18 protein-coding genes are annotated in these 16,344 nt (G+C 48.3%); 1 reads left to right on the plus strand and 17 read right to left on the minus strand.

All coding sequences use genetic code 11. The features are described from left to right. Positions 1-59: 59 nt before the first annotated feature. From KB559_RS21620 to KB559_RS21650, 8 genes are all read right to left on the minus strand, one after another. Complete coding sequence (locus tag KB559_RS21620; RefSeq protein ID WP_211025014.1) at positions 60-401, minus strand: antibiotic biosynthesis monooxygenase family protein; 342 nt, start codon at positions 399-401, stop codon at positions 60-62. A 128-nt stretch (positions 402-529) separates the two neighbouring features. Then, the gene (locus KB559_RS21625) at positions 530-1,024 is read right to left on the minus strand and encodes a DUF3995 domain-containing protein (protein WP_211025016.1); all 495 of its coding nucleotides are present in this window, start codon (positions 1,022-1,024) and stop codon (positions 530-532) included. A 75-nt stretch (positions 1,025-1,099) separates the two neighbouring features. After that, complete coding sequence (locus tag KB559_RS21630) at positions 1,100-2,176, minus strand: ankyrin repeat domain-containing protein (protein WP_211025019.1); 1,077 nt, start codon at positions 2,174-2,176, stop codon at positions 1,100-1,102. Between the two features lie 215 nt (positions 2,177-2,391). After that, positions 2,392-3,132: a hypothetical protein gene (locus tag KB559_RS21635; protein WP_211025021.1), complete on the minus strand. Its 741-nt coding sequence runs from the start codon at positions 3,130-3,132 to the stop codon at positions 2,392-2,394. Between the two features lie 30 nt (positions 3,133-3,162). Further along, on the minus strand, positions 3,163-4,377 hold the full coding sequence (locus KB559_RS21640) for a hypothetical protein (RefSeq protein ID WP_211025023.1): 1,215 nt from the start codon (positions 4,375-4,377) through the stop codon (positions 3,163-3,165). 28 nt (positions 4,378-4,405) lie between these two features. Continuing rightward, on the minus strand, positions 4,406-4,534 hold the full coding sequence (locus KB559_RS25405; RefSeq protein WP_280520347.1) for a hypothetical protein: 129 nt from the start codon (positions 4,532-4,534) through the stop codon (positions 4,406-4,408). Between the two features lie 231 nt (positions 4,535-4,765). Further along, on the minus strand, positions 4,766-5,209 hold the full coding sequence (locus tag KB559_RS21645) for a DoxX family protein (protein WP_211025025.1): 444 nt from the start codon (positions 5,207-5,209) through the stop codon (positions 4,766-4,768). 17 nt (positions 5,210-5,226) lie between these two features. Beyond that, positions 5,227-5,712 carry a DUF6022 family protein gene (locus KB559_RS21650; RefSeq protein ID WP_211025027.1) on the minus strand — a complete coding sequence of 162 codons (486 nt, stop codon included), beginning with the start codon at positions 5,710-5,712 and terminating at the stop codon, positions 5,227-5,229. 154 nt (positions 5,713-5,866) lie between these two features. Here KB559_RS21650 and KB559_RS21655 point away from each other — a divergent pair, with 154 nt between their 5' ends. After that, the gene (locus KB559_RS21655; RefSeq protein ID WP_211025029.1) at positions 5,867-6,571 is read left to right on the plus strand and encodes a MerR family transcriptional regulator; all 705 of its coding nucleotides are present in this window, start codon (positions 5,867-5,869) and stop codon (positions 6,569-6,571) included. Here the strand turns inward: KB559_RS21655 and KB559_RS21660 are convergent. The 9 genes from KB559_RS21660 to KB559_RS21700 form a co-directional block, all read right to left on the minus strand. Then, positions 6,550-6,885, minus strand: coding sequence for a thioredoxin family protein (locus KB559_RS21660; protein ID WP_211025031.1), 336 nt, complete (start codon positions 6,883-6,885; stop codon positions 6,550-6,552). The two genes, KB559_RS21655 and KB559_RS21660, sit on opposite strands and share 22 nt — an antisense overlap. 76 nt (positions 6,886-6,961) lie before the next feature. Beyond that, positions 6,962-7,378: a VOC family protein gene (locus KB559_RS21665; RefSeq protein ID WP_211025033.1), complete on the minus strand. Its 417-nt coding sequence runs from the start codon at positions 7,376-7,378 to the stop codon at positions 6,962-6,964. A 20-nt stretch (positions 7,379-7,398) separates the two neighbouring features. Beyond that, the gene (locus tag KB559_RS21670) at positions 7,399-7,824 is read right to left on the minus strand and encodes an SRPBCC family protein (RefSeq protein WP_211025035.1); all 426 of its coding nucleotides are present in this window, start codon (positions 7,822-7,824) and stop codon (positions 7,399-7,401) included. Between the two features lie 71 nt (positions 7,825-7,895). After that, on the minus strand, positions 7,896-8,900 hold the full coding sequence (locus KB559_RS21675; protein WP_211025036.1) for a sigma-70 family RNA polymerase sigma factor: 1,005 nt from the start codon (positions 8,898-8,900) through the stop codon (positions 7,896-7,898). Between the two features lie 68 nt (positions 8,901-8,968). Then, a complete protein-coding gene (locus KB559_RS21680) occupies positions 8,969-10,588 on the minus strand; it encodes a xylulokinase (protein WP_211025038.1) in 1,620 nt (539 codons plus the stop codon). A 97-nt stretch (positions 10,589-10,685) separates the two neighbouring features. After that, positions 10,686-11,879 carry a sugar ABC transporter permease gene (locus tag KB559_RS21685; protein WP_211025040.1) on the minus strand — a complete coding sequence of 398 codons (1,194 nt, stop codon included), beginning with the start codon at positions 11,877-11,879 and terminating at the stop codon, positions 10,686-10,688. Between the two features lies 1 nt (position 11,880). Further along, positions 11,881-13,392 (minus strand): xylose ABC transporter ATP-binding protein, encoded by a 1,512-nt coding sequence (locus KB559_RS21690; protein ID WP_282103193.1) that lies wholly within the window; start codon positions 13,390-13,392, stop codon positions 11,881-11,883. A 71-nt stretch (positions 13,393-13,463) separates the two neighbouring features. After that, positions 13,464-14,567 (minus strand): D-xylose ABC transporter substrate-binding protein, encoded by a 1,104-nt coding sequence (gene xylF, locus KB559_RS21695; RefSeq protein WP_211025044.1) that lies wholly within the window; start codon positions 14,565-14,567, stop codon positions 13,464-13,466. Between the two features lie 185 nt (positions 14,568-14,752). Next, positions 14,753-16,333: a response regulator gene (locus tag KB559_RS21700; protein WP_211025046.1), complete on the minus strand. Its 1,581-nt coding sequence runs from the start codon at positions 16,331-16,333 to the stop codon at positions 14,753-14,755. Between the last annotated feature and the right edge of the window lie 11 nt (positions 16,334-16,344).

Raw genomic sequence — 16,344 nt, forward strand, 5'->3', positions numbered from 1 at the left:
CCTCAACAAATTAATTCCTAGTATTATACTATGTATTATAGGAATAGTGATCGGAGTTGTCAATATAGCGGTTCCGCATTTTTCTCAAACCCATAATCCCGTTCGACCTTGCAAACTCTCGTTTTATAGGTGAGATACCAATCCGACATCCCCCGCCGCTGGGCAATCAAATGTCGTTCGTTCTGCTTCCAATTCCTAATAGCTTCGAGCGACTCCCAATAGGAAACCGTAATGCCTAAGCCTTCCCGGGCGCTTTCTACACCTAGGAATCCAGGCTGGGAATACGCGAGTTTCTCCATTTCTTCTGCCATTTCTGCATATCCTTGATCCCCATCCGTTCTTTCCGATGTAAAAATAACGGCGTAATAAGGGGGCTCGGGTGTCCGCGCTATTCCGTTCATAAATCATTCCTCCAGAATCCAGTTTTTGAATTAACTTTGATTATAATCATACAGCTAACTAAGCAGAACAAGTTAAATTTGCAAAAAAATAGAGCATCCGTAAGGATACCCTTCGCCAATAACTTTATCTATGCGCGTTGAGCCATGGATTTCTTTGTGAATTTCCCTTCGAAATAGGCAGCACAGCCAAGCGAGATTCCCCAGCCAAGAAACAGTGCATACCATACATATCCCCATGCCGCCATCGGACTGGCATCCTGCTCTACAAAAGCAGGCGCGGACACGACACGTCCGATCGCCATTTGAAATTTCAGAACAAAGAAGCTAAAGCCCCATAAGGATAATCCCATACATCCGATCCATGCGGAAATGAGCTTCAATCGCTTAGGCAGCTTATCTCCCCACCTATAAACGAATGCCAGGCTCAAAAAGGCAGCCAGCACGGCCACTGCTCCCATAAACCAATAACCAATCAGTCGTGATACCAATTCGTCAGGTGCCTTTGCAAAGTCTCCCGGAAAAGCGAACGAAATTCCCAAGCCCCACCAAAAGTGCGGAAGTGCATATAATAGCCCGCAAATACAAGCCATATATCCTGCCCAGTTCCTCTTCTTAACGTTCATTTTCTCACCTCAATAGCATCCTAACATCCTCAGGTTGGCTTTAAGGTGATCTCGAGTTTAAACTTTGTTTAAATTTTAAGCACCCTCAAGAAAATTGATAAGGTGCCTTTCAGGCTGAACGAGGAACTCTCCAAAGCTGCATAAATCCGCATAATTCTGATGCTCCACATCATAACAGCCGATCCGGCCTTTGTTCTTCGGATTCCAAAGAAGCAGCAAATCGGAGTAATTGTCGATATCGGCGGATAAACGCAGGAGCTTTTGCCTGCCGACTTTCATCTCGATCGTATCGGTCAATGCGAAAAAGTCGATATATCCGATTTCATACTCATTTTGCGCCAATTCAAGACGCAGCCTGTCTCCAGTAAGAAAACGGACCAGTTCATCGGTTAATTTATACTTTTTCAGCTCATACTTTTTGTTCTCCAAATTATGAAATTCAGCCGGCTCCAGCGATTTCAAATAGTCCGCCATGACGGTGTCCTTATTGCTCACCGCAATCGTGTACGGCCGATCGCCGTCCTTTTCAGCCAAAGTCACGTCAGCACCGTGTTCAATCAAAAATTTGACCATAGCCATACTCCCCATCCGGGCGGCAACGGTCAATGGGGTTGCCCGATAAGGATACACCATATCCGGTTGATTATAGTTGATGTCCACCCCTTGATCGAGCAGATACGTGAGTGTCTTAAGGTCATGGTCTGACACGGCTTGGCGCAATACGTCACCGCCATGCTCCTTGATATCCAAACCCAGCTCATGGATAAGCGGGATATTCTTCTTGTTGCCGTAGTAGGCCTGTGAATAAGCGCCTGATCCCATTTGATTGACCATATCCAGCTTGGCCCCTTGCGCTGCTATGTAGCGAACGAGGTCCTCCTTGCAATAGCGGACAGCCCGCAAAAAGGCCGGATTCTGTTTCACATTCAGGTTAGCGCCGTGCTCTACCAGCAGCTTTACAACATCGGCTCTCTGCGATACAAGCGCCAGGTCCAACGGACTTAACGTGCTGTACTTGCTGAGTACGATGCCCTCCTCGATATCCCAGCCTGCCGCAAGAGCAGCTTGTAAAGCCGGAATATCCCCTTGGTAAATATGCATTGCGATTTCCGGCAGCTCCTTGAACTTCCCGATATCTTTTAGAACGATCATCCGTTACCACTCCTAGTTCCAGTATAAGTTGAATATTTGAAACGGATGTGGGGCAAGTACGTGAAATGTTCCTACGATCGCTGTTGGTTCCAGATTTCTTGATCTTATAGAATCTGAATCGGTAGAAATCCGGAACCAAAGGCGAACGCTCCGCTTCTTCGGAATCATTTCACTCCCTTGCCTACATCTCATTGTTTTGTTCAACTTATAAAGTCTTATGTTGTTTCGCACCCTTTAGACAATAGCCATTGCTCTAAAACGGCAAACGCCTGTTGTGCGTCCTGTTCATAGAATACGGCCACCTCTTGCCCATAGGCATAATTTAATCGGATATAACCGCCAAGTTTACAATAGAACAGAAAGCAAACAAACGGGTTCTCGATGGTCAAATCCGGTGGAAATTCGGCTCTGCACGCTTCAGCCAGCTCGGGCAGCGAAGGCTGACCTTGGCCAGGCCTCAACCGGAAGAAGAGATGGCTTCGAGTCCCCGTCCAAGGTTCATAGAAAACGGCTTCCTCTTGGCTTATTCCATATACCTGCCGGTATATTTCGTCCAACACCAAGGCGTACATCTCGTCGTCTTCCTGCTTCTGATCTAGCGTCTTCAGCGAGATCGCCATTACCTGCTCCGCATGCCGGGGCAGCCAGAGCAGTCCTCCCGTCCGGGGATGTACCGCCAGAAAATCGCCGTCAACCGTTGTGCCTAACGCGATACACTCGCCGATCTGTTGCTCCGTAATGGGGCTGTCTTCGTCAAACTCCCATAACTCGTACTCGGTAAAAGGCTTCAGCACTTCCGGATCAGGCAATTGGATATTCATCCATCCTCTGTAGGTCCCTTCTCCGAATCGCCGCAAAAATCGGAGATAGCCTGGTGGGAAAACAGAGACCTCTGCCTTTGCAAGCAGTTGATTTTGGCCCTCAGACAGCGGCTTTGGCTGAGATACGATGTACATGAATACCCCCCATTCATAGGCTCGTGCAAATCAGTATTCACGCGCGGCATCAAACCAGCCTTGAGCCATTTCCTCGGTTATAGGCTGATCAATCCGATGCTCGGACTGGCTGAGTTGCCATACCGCTTCGCCAAGGTCTTCCCTTTCGGTCGTTTCAATGCCTTTGAGGGTATTAAAACGCACGGTGAAAGCCGTAATGGCCGCCTCGGCGTCGGCCAAGCTGCGGGCCTGAACCAAAGCTGCCAGTGCAGCGTCGTAAGCCTCGTTAGCTATCTTAGCCAAACGTTTAGGCCAGGACGAAAATGGACGTCCATACTCGGTCATCCACCACTCCGGCTTTCGCAATTGGCTTACTGAAACATAGCCGGCCCACGGGCGGGTCTTGGCGCGTGCCTTCATTTGCTGCCTGAGGCGCTTACCCCCGGCCTCCTCCACATTGTAGGCGATAAATCCATCCAGTAACGGCCACACGTCCAGGGCCGGCAAGTCCTCTAGATCCGGCATGAAGCGAAGCTCCAGATTCGTTAAGCGGGCATGACGAGCCAATGATTCCAGGTCGCAGAAGTTCCCCCACAAACTCAGTGAATCCAGGTTGGGGAACCGATCCAGACACTTTAGCGAGATGGGCTGTCCCAGCGGCGTGTTTTGCAGCGTCAGACTAGACACCTGATGCAACTCTCCCAAATCAGGCAGCACAAAAGAAGGGTCACTCTTACGTCGGCTAGTGCGCGGCGCTACTGCAAGGGAAGACGGTATATCTCCGGTAGCCGAGAATCGGGATAGATCGCCGGAGACGCTCAGGCGGAAGGAACTCTTCGGGAGCTTCAAACTCAGACGAGCCCCGGATTGACCCAACCCGATATGCAAGCTATGTATAATGGACTCGCTGGCATCCACCACGGTATCGGCAGACAGGACCGGAGCCCAGGTCATCTCTTCAATGGGGCGGGTCTGCGCCCAATTGAAGAAACCGGCATCGCTGCCTGTATAGTGCAGAAACCGCGGCCAAGGCGAACCCGCAGGCGTGGCAAAGGGATTGAATACGGTCCAGTCGATGATGGCATCGGGCGGGACGTGAAGATCCGCCTTCTTTCCCAAATCCGACGGTCCGATAGACAGACTGCCTACACCGGGCTGTCGGACAAGGGTGTGACTGCGAGAACCCGTCAGGTCAATGGTATAACGGCCATCTTCTCTAATAGAAGAAGGAGGGCTGGCATGGTTATCATTTGGCACTTCCGTCATCCTTTCTTCTACCTTTGGTTCAGATGCTCTAATTTTGAAAACCCAACTTCAATAATGAATCTTGTATTTCCCGATCCGCTTTACTTTTGAAGGTCATGAATTCCACTTCGGACAGGTTGTTCGATTTCATATGCAAATTTGCGAATGATCTTCCCACAGGATAACCTCCTATTTGCCCTATTCGATATGTATCTTATTTCCATTATAGAGACCGTTTGTCCCAAATCCCACCTACTTATTACCTGAATTCTGGAAATTGCCGCGATTCACTTCCTCAGAGACAAGAGAGTGCAAAAAAAGAGTCGCACCATGATTGGGGCAACTCTTTAAATTTAGTATTGGTTTTACATTCATCGATGTATCGGAAAATCAATTCACGAAAAATTTTTCAACCCATCCAGCCTGCCACAAGAATAGCCCCAATAAAGAAAATCTGAACTACGGTTCGTAGTAGTAATTTAGGTACGGGTCGGCCCCCGATCCTTAATCTCTCCCTGGCTGCTCGCACATTAGCGGGAAACATACATGCCAGAAGTAGGACCAAACCAATGGAGGCAGCCTTTGAGGTGTACGGGAACAAAATACCGATAGCCCCCAAGACTTCCAATACCCCGGTGGCAGTTACGATCAGATCCGGTCTGGGAAATGCCGGAGGAACCATACGGATTAAATCCGGACGTCTGGTCCCCCAATGTGCGGATGCGGCAAGCAGCAGCATGACGGCCACCGCTCCTTGAAGAGAAGTCTGCCAACCCTCGAAATAGGACAAGCCGAGCAGGCCAAGACCCTTGAACAGCAAGAAAGATACGATAAGCGCATAAAAAGGCAGCATATAAACCCTCCCTTTTGTTATTCCTTGATCCGTCGAATTCCTTGGGCGATAGGTTCCCTCTCGTACTCTCTTAGCGAATATAGTACAGGCGCCGCAGGAATGTCGAACTTCAGATGCGAATGAGGAATTTCCATCAGTAAAGTGCCAATCGGTTGTTGACTATTCTTACTGCGGATCACATTCCAGAAAATTCGGGATCTATGATCTTCTGTTCCCCATTTTTCAAGCGAGTTGCGAAATAGCAGACAGTTCCCGATCACGAAATCATCCTCTTTGAGGGGCTCCGTGACTTCGAACCCGGCGTCTTCAAGACCTTCAAACAATGCGGGCATCAACCGGTCCAAATAGCGGCCATAGGCGGCGTCCTCAATTTCTTGAAAAGCGATCGTTAACTCATCGAGCATCGAATCATATAATGCCTTCCATACCAGATCGATATACTGATTTCCTATCTCGCAAATCTCCTCGATGGTCATGTCGTAACGGAATACTGGTTTTGTCATACTTATTCCTCCTTGAAATGGATTATCTCCATCATACGACATGCAAGCCAATTGGAAGGTTTAGGATACACAAGTGAAGGATTTCAATAGGATAACCAGAATAACATTACAAGGGTTTTAATGTTTATGTATTTTATTACGAAGGCGGGATAGCATGGACTTTCAACCAAAAAAACTGGCGGAAAAATACGGATTAAGCGCCAACACCTTGCGGAACTATGAAGCCAAGGGGTTAATTCCTCCTGCGGATCGATCCGCAAATGGATACCGTATATATACGGAACGGCATGAGGCTTATCTGGCATGTATTCAAGCCATGGCTCCCGCATTCGGTATGGAAGTAACGAGCGAGGTGATGCATTGCCTTGGACGAAATGAATTGGACGAAGCATTGTGGATCGTCAGGGATAAGGAGGTCATGCTCCATCGGGACAAAGTAAGCCTGGATCAACTCGTAAAGGAATTGAAATCATATTCAGAAGGCAATCAAGCATTCAACTTTAACCAACAGTTCAGCATCCACGAGGTTTCCAGAAGGACGGGGGCTCCTAAATCGGCAATCCGTTACTGGGAGAAAATCGGCCTGTTCACTGCGGAGCGAGATCCTGATAACGAATACCGTCTTTATAACGAAGCACATCTCTTAAAAATCAGGATGATTCAAGTACTCCAAAGCTCCGTTTATTCCGAGGAAACCGTGAACTTGAAACAATCCATCGCCGTCATGGAACTGAAGAACATTGAGGATGCGATGAGGATTTCTGAACATATCCGTGCTTACCTGCACCAAACGATCCAGCTCCAGATGCGGGCTGTCTATTTTCTTTACCGCCTAATTCATCCCGTCGCTAGATCATAAATTTTGCGGATTTTCTCGTCCAGCAGATCCAGATGCACAATTCTCGCCTCACGGATATATTCTTTACCCTCCACATAAAGCAATAATACGGGCGCAGTGAAAACAGAAAAACTTCCCGCGACCGCCGGAACTTCTTGCGCATTTATCGTCCCGAGTTGAATATCCGGGTATTTCATTAATAATTTCTGTACCTGCGGCTGCAATGCATGACAAACGCTGCAGCCTGTCATCGTAATATAAAGAAACGATAACCGATGGCGCCCTATAAAATCATGTGCCGATTCGACACTCGTTAATATTTCGAATTCTCTCATAGGTCCCTCTCCAATCATCAAACAAGTATAGAAAGAGGCCTCCCCGCTAAGAGGGCGGCCTTCTTCTATATTAACACTAAATTTCCGTATATATTTGAAAGGTAACTCCGAATTTGTCCGTGACATCCCCAAATCCAGGGCTGAAAGCCTCTTCCTGAAACGGCATATTGACTTGGCCGCCTTCCTTCAGCGCCTCAAAGTATCGCTTTGATGTTTCCACGTCGTTCGTTGTAATGCAAATGGTAACCTTTTTACCGCTGGGAATAGGCGAACCAAACGGATTGTCGGAAAACATGAGTTCCGCCTCGCCTACTTGCACCTTTGCGTTAGCCACCAGGTTCTTCAGTTCTTCATTAAAAGTATTGGACATGTCCGGCATATCTCCGTAAGTAATGATGGAAACAACCTTAGCGCCGATCGCCTGTTCATAAAACTGAATAGCTTCCCTGGCTCTTCCCTCTAATGTGATATATGGGGTGAGTTTTACTGTCATCGACTGTACCTCCTTTATACTTAGGATTCTTCCGTGTACTTTTTGAAATTGTTCATAATCGCTTGCCAGCCCGCTTGCTGGACCTCAACCGGATGTGTGCTTTCGGCGTCAAAAGTTTCGACGACCTTGGTTTCACTGCCCTGAGCCGTAAAGGTAATGTCCACCCTTCTCCCGTCTCCCATCGTATATGAAATCAATTCATGTGTTTTCACTTCGTCATATACACCGCCCATATCAAACCCCATGCTGCCATCCTTGGCTTCCATCCGGGTCAAAAACTTGCCGCCGGCCCGCAAATCATTCTCTGCCCTCGGGGCATGCCAGTCTTCGGAAGCCTGGTTCCATTTCGTAATGTGCTCCGGCTCCGTCCAACAGTTCCATACCTTTTCAATAGGCGCCTGAACGACTGCCTCAACAGTTACCTTCGTCGGATTACTTGTTCCCATTTCAAAAACACCTCGCTAATTTTCTCGTTTTTTTAGTTTTCAATAATATAGACGTACTTCATATTCGAATTTCATCGGTCGATTTGCTCCGGAAGTCCAAATCGTGAAAATAATTTGGCGTTAATGAAATTTTGGAGGTGGACGATCTTCCCGTCTTTGACTTCAATGACGTGAATTCCCCAAGGGACCAGGACGGATGCTTCAGGACCCGGCATGTACTGGGCAAAAGCCGGATAGCCGCCGTTTACCGTGACCGGCAAAAAGCGGGAGCCCTCGCAATGCCATCGGGTAAGCGAGAAAAACTTGAACAAATCGTCCTTGCCCTGCACCCACATGGCAAACGGCGGCATGGACATGCAGCCTTCCTCATGGAATAACGCAACCAGGGCATCGATATCGAATTGTTCAAAGGCATCCACATACCGTGACAGCAGCTCATGATCAGGTTCGGCATCCACCGTCCGGCTGAGCTCTTCAGAACGGAGCCGGGTTCGGTTCATCGTCTCCCTGGCTCTTTGCAGGGCACTGTTTACGGCGGCCGGCGACATCCCCAAAGTTTCCGCGATCTCTTTGGAGGACCAGTCGAACACATCCTTCAAAATAAGTACGGCACGTTGGCGCGGAGGCAAGGCTTGCAAGAGCGCGATGAAGGCGAGCTGCAGGGTGTCTTTGCGAATAAGCGCTTCTTCGGGATTCTCCCCCAAATCGGGGGTAAGCCAGATCCAGGAAGAGTCCGGCAATGTTTCACTGGGTGGGATGATGGAGACCGCCGGATCCGACAGATCGACGGGCAGGGTACGGCGTTTGGCTTGTCTTAGTTTGTCCAAACACAAGTTGGAGGCAATCCGATAAATCCACGTTTTGTGTGACGATTCCTGCCTGAATGAATTCCAGCTTTGCCAAACACGGATGTAGGTTTCCTGAACCGCATCGTCTGCGTCTTCGATGGACCCCAACATTCGGTAACAAAATGAGGTTAATTCCGGCTTTAAATGATCCAGTAACTGCAGATCCAGTGCCGCATCGCTCATAGCAGCCTCCTTTTGACGAGGAAATAGATTTGTGCTTTTTGTCATAGTTTACCACAGGAGGGTTCGGAGATCATGATTATCGGTTTACCGTAGGCAGATTCCATGGTGGTTTGTTACTTCTTCCAATTCTCCACAAAGTAATCTACCGCAGCCTGCTCAATTGCTAGACCTTTTGTATAACGCTCCATAAACAAAACAAAACCATTCACGTCCGTGCTGTTAGGGTATACCTCTTGCCCTTCTGTATCCGCATCAATGAATACTTTAGTGGTAAGGTAATCAGCTAAATTCTCGTGCTGCTCCTTATTAACCATATATGAAGCCAAAATGGCCATCCCCCATGCGCCGCCCTCACCAGCGGTAGACATGACAGAAACAGGGACATTCAGTGCCGCAGCACACATTTTTTGGCCAACCAGCGGCGTCTTAAACAACCCGCCATGCGCCAGAATCCGGTCAATCGTTACATTCTCCTTCTGTGTCAAAATATCCATCCCAAGCTTTAGTGCAGCAAACGCGGTGAACAGATGTACTCTTATAAAGTTTGCCAGATTGAAGCGGCTTTCCGGAGAACGAACGAACAACGGACGACCCTTGGCGAGCCCGGTAATGTTCTCGCCGGAATAGTAGCCGAAGCTCAGCAACCCGCCCCCGTCAGCGTCTGCTTCCAGCGCTTTGTTGAACAGGACGCTGAATAGCTGATTCATATCCGTTTTCAGTCCCATTGCTTCACTAAATTCACGGAACAAGCCGACCCATGCATTAATATCGCTCGAACAGTTATTAGCTAGAACCATACCGACAGGGCTGCCATCCGGTGTAGTCACGATATCAATCTCAGGATACACCGCGGATAAGTCTTTCTCTAGGACAAACATGGCAAATATCGACGTGCCTACGGAAATGTTGCCTGTACATTTTTTGATACTGTTCGTAGCGACCATGCCGGTTCCGGCATCGCCCTCTGGAGGACATAGTGGAATACCTGCTTGAAGGTTGCCTGATGGATCTAATAGCCGGGCACCAGCTTCACTGAGAAAGCCAGCGGCTTCACCTGCAGTATATACTTTAGGTAAAATATCCTTTAGATTCCACGGGTAGCCTTTATCGGCGATTAAATCGTCAAACAGCTTGACCATATCTTCATTGTATTGCTGTGCAGATATATCGATCGGGAACATCCCTGAGGCATCCCCCATGCCAAGAGCCTTGGAACCGGTCAACAGCCAATGAATGTAACCCGACAAAGTCGTAATATAATCTATGTTAGGGACATGCTCTTCATCGTTTAAAATCGCTTGATACAAATGTGCGATGCTCCAACGTTGGGGAATTTTAAAATTGAATTTCACAGTTAACTCCGTTGCAGCAATACTCGTTGTGGCATTGCGCCACGTACGGAACGGAACCAGTAGCTCCCCCGCATGATCAAGTGCGATATAGCCCTGCATCATGGCGGAACATCCGATGGATCCGATTTTTTGCAATGTTACACCATAATTATTAGCGACCTTTTGCCTTAGTTGATCATAGGTTTCTTGCAACCCGATAATCACTTCATTAAGATCGTAGGTCCAATAACCGCCGATCAATTGATTTTCCCACTCATAACTGCTGGATCCGATTGTTTTAAAATGGTGATCCATCAGCACAGCCTTGATACGGGTAGATCCAAATTCGATGCCAAGCGAGGTCTCTCCCCTGACTATCGCTTCTTTTATATTTTGGTCCACGGTGACGTTCTCCTCTCTAAAATAAGTATAAGAGGCTAGCCCCCTTGCTTCGGTGATCTAGGGGGCAGCCTCTTCCTATAAGCCATATGAGTGAGTCCTACTTTACTCCCTTTCGGCGGTTAGAGATATCAAGCCAAACGGCGATAACCAGGATGGAGCCCTTAACTACGTACTGCCAGAAGGATTCCAACCCCATGAGTGACATCCCGTTATCGAGGGTGGTCATCACCAATGCGCCTATAATGGCACCTATGACGGTACCGACCCCGCCCATCAGTGAGGTTCCACCGATGACGCAAGCGGCAATAGCGTCCATCTCAGCCATATTGCCGGCAGTGATGGTCGCAGAAGCTAGGCGGGAAGTCAGGACGATGGCCGCAATCGAAGCGAGCAGTCCGTTTAGTACAAAGATCAGCATCGTCTTCCGCTTAATAGGAATACCCGACAAGCGGGCAGCCTCCATATTCCCTCCAATGGCATAAATATGACGTCCAAAGGTGGTCTTAGTTGAAATAAAGTAGAAAATGATCGCCAATACAATAACGAAGATAATAGGAAAAGGAATCCCTTTGTAATTGTTCATGACGAATACGAACGATCCTACCAGGAGCGACAGGAAGAAGACCTTAATGATATCCACGCCAAGCGGCGCAACCTCGAAGCCGTATTTTTGCCGGGAGCTTCGCTTCCTAAAGGTACTCCACAGAAGAAATCCCACGGCCAGCAAACCGATCACGATACCGAACCCTTTAGCAAAATAAGCATTTCCCAGCAATCCAAGCACCGGATCGGATATGGGAATTGTCTTCGACTCGGTGACACCCATTAACACGCCACGGAACACCATCATGCCACCCAAAGTGACGATGAAAGCAGGAATTGCTTTGTAAGCCACGAGCCATCCTTGAAGCAGACCCAGTACCGCTCCGGCAGCCATGGTTGCAAGAATGACGATAATCGCCGGCAGTCCCAGCCAATTACTCAGTATAGCGGCTATGCCTCCGGTCAAACCTACGATCGAACCTACTGAAAGATCGATATGAGCCGCTACAATGACCAGTACCATCCCAATAGCCAATATGGAAGTCACGGACATTTGGGTGAATAGATTAGATAAGTTTCGCGAGGTCAAAAAGGTAGGATTCAGAATACCGAACAGGACCCACAGCAATACCAACGCCCCTACCATGGTATATGCACGTACGTCCATTTCACCAAACAAGCTGCTCCAGAGTGACTTTCGGGTCGCAGGGACATCTCTTCGATCTTGAAGTTCCTTTTGAAGCTGCATATTATTTACCTCCCGCGGCGGCTATCATGATATTCTCTTGGGTAGCCTCACGCCAATGAAATTCCTTCACAAGTTCCCCTTCGCACATCACCATAATCCGGTCGCTCATGCCAAGCACCTCCGGCAACTCCGAGGAAATCATAATAATGGCTACACCCTGATCTACCAGCCGATTCATTAAATTGTAGATTTCGTATTTCGCTCCAACGTCAATCCCCCGGGTAGGTTCGTCCATAATCAGGATTTTCGGATCGGACATCAGCCATTTTCCAAGTACAACCTTCTGCTGATTCCCTCCCGAAAGGGTGCCTACCAACGTTTCCAACGAAGATGTTTTCGTCTTTAACTCCTGCACATACTGGCGTCCCCACTTGATCTCTTCATTCTCGTTAATAACACCAAGCTTCGATACCTTGCCCATCGCAGCCATCGTAGTATTTCGTTTCACATCCATGCCCATCACTAGTCCTTGGCGTTTGCGGTCTTCCGTCACTAGAGCAATCCCTGCTTTGATGGCTTCAGCAACGGATCTGATCCTTACCGCTTTCCCTTCGATTCGTACATCTCCCTCAGCCCTGCCTTCATAAGCCCCAAAAAGGCTGCTCGCCAACTCGGTTCGTCCCGCACCCATCAGTCCGGCGATTCCAAGAATCTCCCCTTTACGCAATGTGAAGTGGATATCCCTAAGCACTCTTTGATTACGCTTTTCAGGATGCCATACGTTATAATGGCTTACCTCAAGCACAGTATTTCCCGGTATATGATCAACTCGCGGATATCTCTCCGTCAGTTCCCGGCCCACCATGAGGGATACAACCTTATCATCATCCGTCTCCTCACGATCCAGAGTCGCTATCGTGCGCCCATCACGGAGTACCGTGATGGAATCTGCAAGAGCAAAGACCTCGGGCATTTTGTGCGAGATATATACACAGGAAACGCCCTCACTGCGCAGCTGATTCAATATCCCCATCAGGATGGAGACTTCACTTTCAGTCAAAGCCGCTGTCGGTTCGTCCAGAATCAGAATTTTCGTATGCTTGGAAAGTGCCTTTGCGATTTCAACGAGTTGCTGCTGTCCGATCCCCAGATGGCCGATTTTGACGTTTGGGGAAATATTCAACCCTACCTTTTTCAACCACACAGAGGCGTTATGGTACAATTCATCCCACTGAATCACCCCGTGCCTGCACGGCTCGGCTCCCAGAAAGATATTCTCGCCTACCGTCATCTCCTTGACGAGGGCAAGCTCCTGATGAATGATGGCGATCCCGGCTTTCTCAGCATCCGATATTTGCTGGAACTGCCTGCTTTGTCCCTCAATAATAATCTCTCCACTATAGGTTCCTGCCGGATAGAGGCCGCTTAACACCTTCATAAGTGTCGACTTCCCGGCCCCATTCTCCCCGCAAAGAGCATGAATCTCTCCCTTCCTGACCTTAAAATTCACACGGTCCAGGGCCTTAACTCCAGGGAATTCCTTGGTGATGTCCGACATTTCTAATACATGCATCATTTCCGCACCCTTTCTGACCAGGAATCAGCAGAGAGCGGAACCCTAAGGTTCCGCACCCTTGCACCTAGTTATTGTTTGGGCCATTGGTCCTTAGGAACGTTCTTGTATACATCCTCCAGCTTGTGGAATCCATCTTCGATAAGGACGTTTAAATTGTCCTTGTTCACCGCAATCGGGTCGAGCAGCACGGAAGGAACATCAATCTTCCCATTGTTTACAGTCTTTTCAGTAGTGATCTTTTCGCCCTTGGCCGCAGCCATTGCCATCTCCGCAGCTTCTGTTGCGATCGCATTAATCGGCTTATACACGGTCATCAGCTGGGTGCCTTCCGCAATCCGTTGTACGGCGGCTAAATCCGCATCCTGGCCGGATACCGGAATTTTGCCGGCCATCCCCTGAGCGGTTAAGGCTTGAATCGAACCCCCTGCAGTTCCATCGTTGGCTGCAACCACGCCTTGAACATCATTGTTGTTCGCAGTCAGCGCATTTTCCATATTTTTAAGGGCCTCTTCCGGTTTCCAGTCCTTGGAGAACTGGTCATAGACAATCTTGATATCCCCTTTCTCTTCAAGAGGCTTCAGAATATTCATGGCCCCTTCCTTGAACATATGGGCATTGTTGTCCGTATCGGCTCCGCCGATATAAACGATGTTGCCTTTCGGTGCCTTTTCGATCACCGCTTTCGCCTGGAATTCCCCTACCCGTACATTGTCAAAAGAAATATAGTAGTCCACATCCGCGTTATTAATCAGACGGTCGTAAGCGATAACCTTGATTCCTTCTTTGTGCGCTTTTTCCACAATCGGCGCTGTGGCTTCAGCATTGTGGGCAATAACGACAAGAACGTTTACTCCCTGAGATATTAATTGCTCCGCCTGGCTCATTTGCGTAGCATCGTCCCCGTTGGCCGCGAGCACCTTAACCTCGCCTCCGAGCTCTTCTACTTTAGCGGTGAAAATATCGCGGTCCTTTTGCCAACGTTCCTCTTTCAAAGTGTCCATCGACATTCCGATAACAATTTTGTCTCCGTCTTTCGCGGCCGTCTTTTCCTTATTTCCGGTATCCCCATTGGAGACCAATCCACAGCCTGCAAGTGATAATGCCAATAATAGAGCTGCCCCTAGACGAAAAACTTGACCGTACTTTCTCACTCTTTCATCTCCCCTTTTCATCAGCTGAAATAATTGGTTGCGCTTACAAAAAAAGCTTAGCACGGGAGTGATTTCGGCGGCGTGTTCATTTCCAGCACTTCTTTCCTCTCCATCTTCATTTCTTTGCTTCCTCCTGGAAAGAAGGCCACTTGCGTTTTTATTTACAGGACAATTTGGTTATAAAGCACAAAAAAGTCCTTGTTGGTTTAACAAGGACTTTTCTTCTCGATTTGCTGCCGATATTCGCTTGGCGTAATTCCTGTCGCTTTCTTGAAGACCCTGCTAAAATAATTAGGGTCCTTATAACCTACCTCGTAGCATATCTCTTTTAAACTGAGACTTTGTTCCACAATCAATTTCTTAGCCTCCTTAATGCGAAGCCCGGTGACATGATCGATAAAAGTCTCTCCTGCATGCTGCTTGAATAATTTACTGAAATAATGAGGGCTAAGATTCACGTATTCCGCAATGTGCTCCATCGAGATGTCTTTCTTATACTTTTGCTCAATATAGAGAAGCGCCCTCCGGAATACATGTGAACGACTCTGCTCCCGCTCTTCCATCAAACCATCGATGAAAGAATCGAGCCAATATAGGGCCGTTTTACGAAGAACTTCGCGATCCTCTACTACACTCAGGGTTCTAATCAGATTAGCACTTTCACCAGATTGAACCGCGCGGCACAGAAACATCAGAAGCCCTATGACCTCTGCGCGCAAGGTAGCCAATGAACCGAAACTTTTCTCTTCCAAGATGGAATATAAAGAGCTAAGTCTCTCTGCGCTTTCCTGTTTATTATGCCGCAGCAAAGCATCCAAGAGCTTCTTCTCGTCATCCAGTGAGATCTTCGTCTGCCCTGAGCTGAGGAGCATATCATCGTAATGCCGTACATTCAGGAGTACGCTATCCTCCGCGCAAACCCGAACGGCTTCCCGGTAGGATCGGCTGATTCCGTCCCAGCCCTCCTGAACCGATCCAATCCCAATGGAAAGAGACAACTGGAATCTCTCCTCGATAATCCCCCTAATACGCTCACCCCATTCCAGGGAAATAATACGCTGGGAATAACCGTGCCTGCCGGGTGGAAGAGGAATGAATAAAGCCATCTGATGTCCAACGATAGGCCCGACAATCGGGGACAAATTGGGCTTCGTGAAATGCTTAACCGCTTCATAGATGTCCCGCTTGAGCAGTTGAAATTCGTCCCACTCCTTTTTGGATTTCCTGAAAAAAGATAATACCATCGCATAGCCCTTATACCACTGTATATCTAACAGACTTGCAAGCTGTTCAAGCTCCACCTCTTGCACCGACTCCAGCATGAGCATAAGAGAGAGCTCGTTCTCGGCTAGCGGAATCAGCTGCGACAGTTTCTCCTGAAGCTCTAATTGCTCATTACGCACACGCTTCTCTTCTTCCTTTTCCGCAACTAACAGCTGTAATACGTGGAGTATTTCCTCCGGCCTTGCCGGCTTAAGCAGATAATCTCTGACTCCTAGAGCCAGGCCCTCTTTCGCGTAAGAGAAGTAATCGTGAGCCGTGATCATCACAATTTTGGTTGAGGGAACTAGGGCAGCAATATGACGTACAGCTTCAAGCCCTTGAATTCCCGGCATCTTAATATCCATAAAGATAAAATCAGGCCGTTCCTCTTCCGTAATCTGAATGGCCTTTCGTCCGTTTTCCGCATGAAGGAAATGAAAGGTGTCCGGCATAAGATGCCTGATCATCAGCTCAAGACCCTCCCGCTCCAGCGCTTCGTCATCTGCAATAAGTAAGCTGAACATGAGCTATCATC

This window comes from Paenibacillus sp. Marseille-P2973 (genome assembly GCF_018101095.1).
Classification (GTDB): Bacteria; Bacillota; Bacilli; order Paenibacillales; family Paenibacillaceae; genus Fontibacillus; species Fontibacillus vini.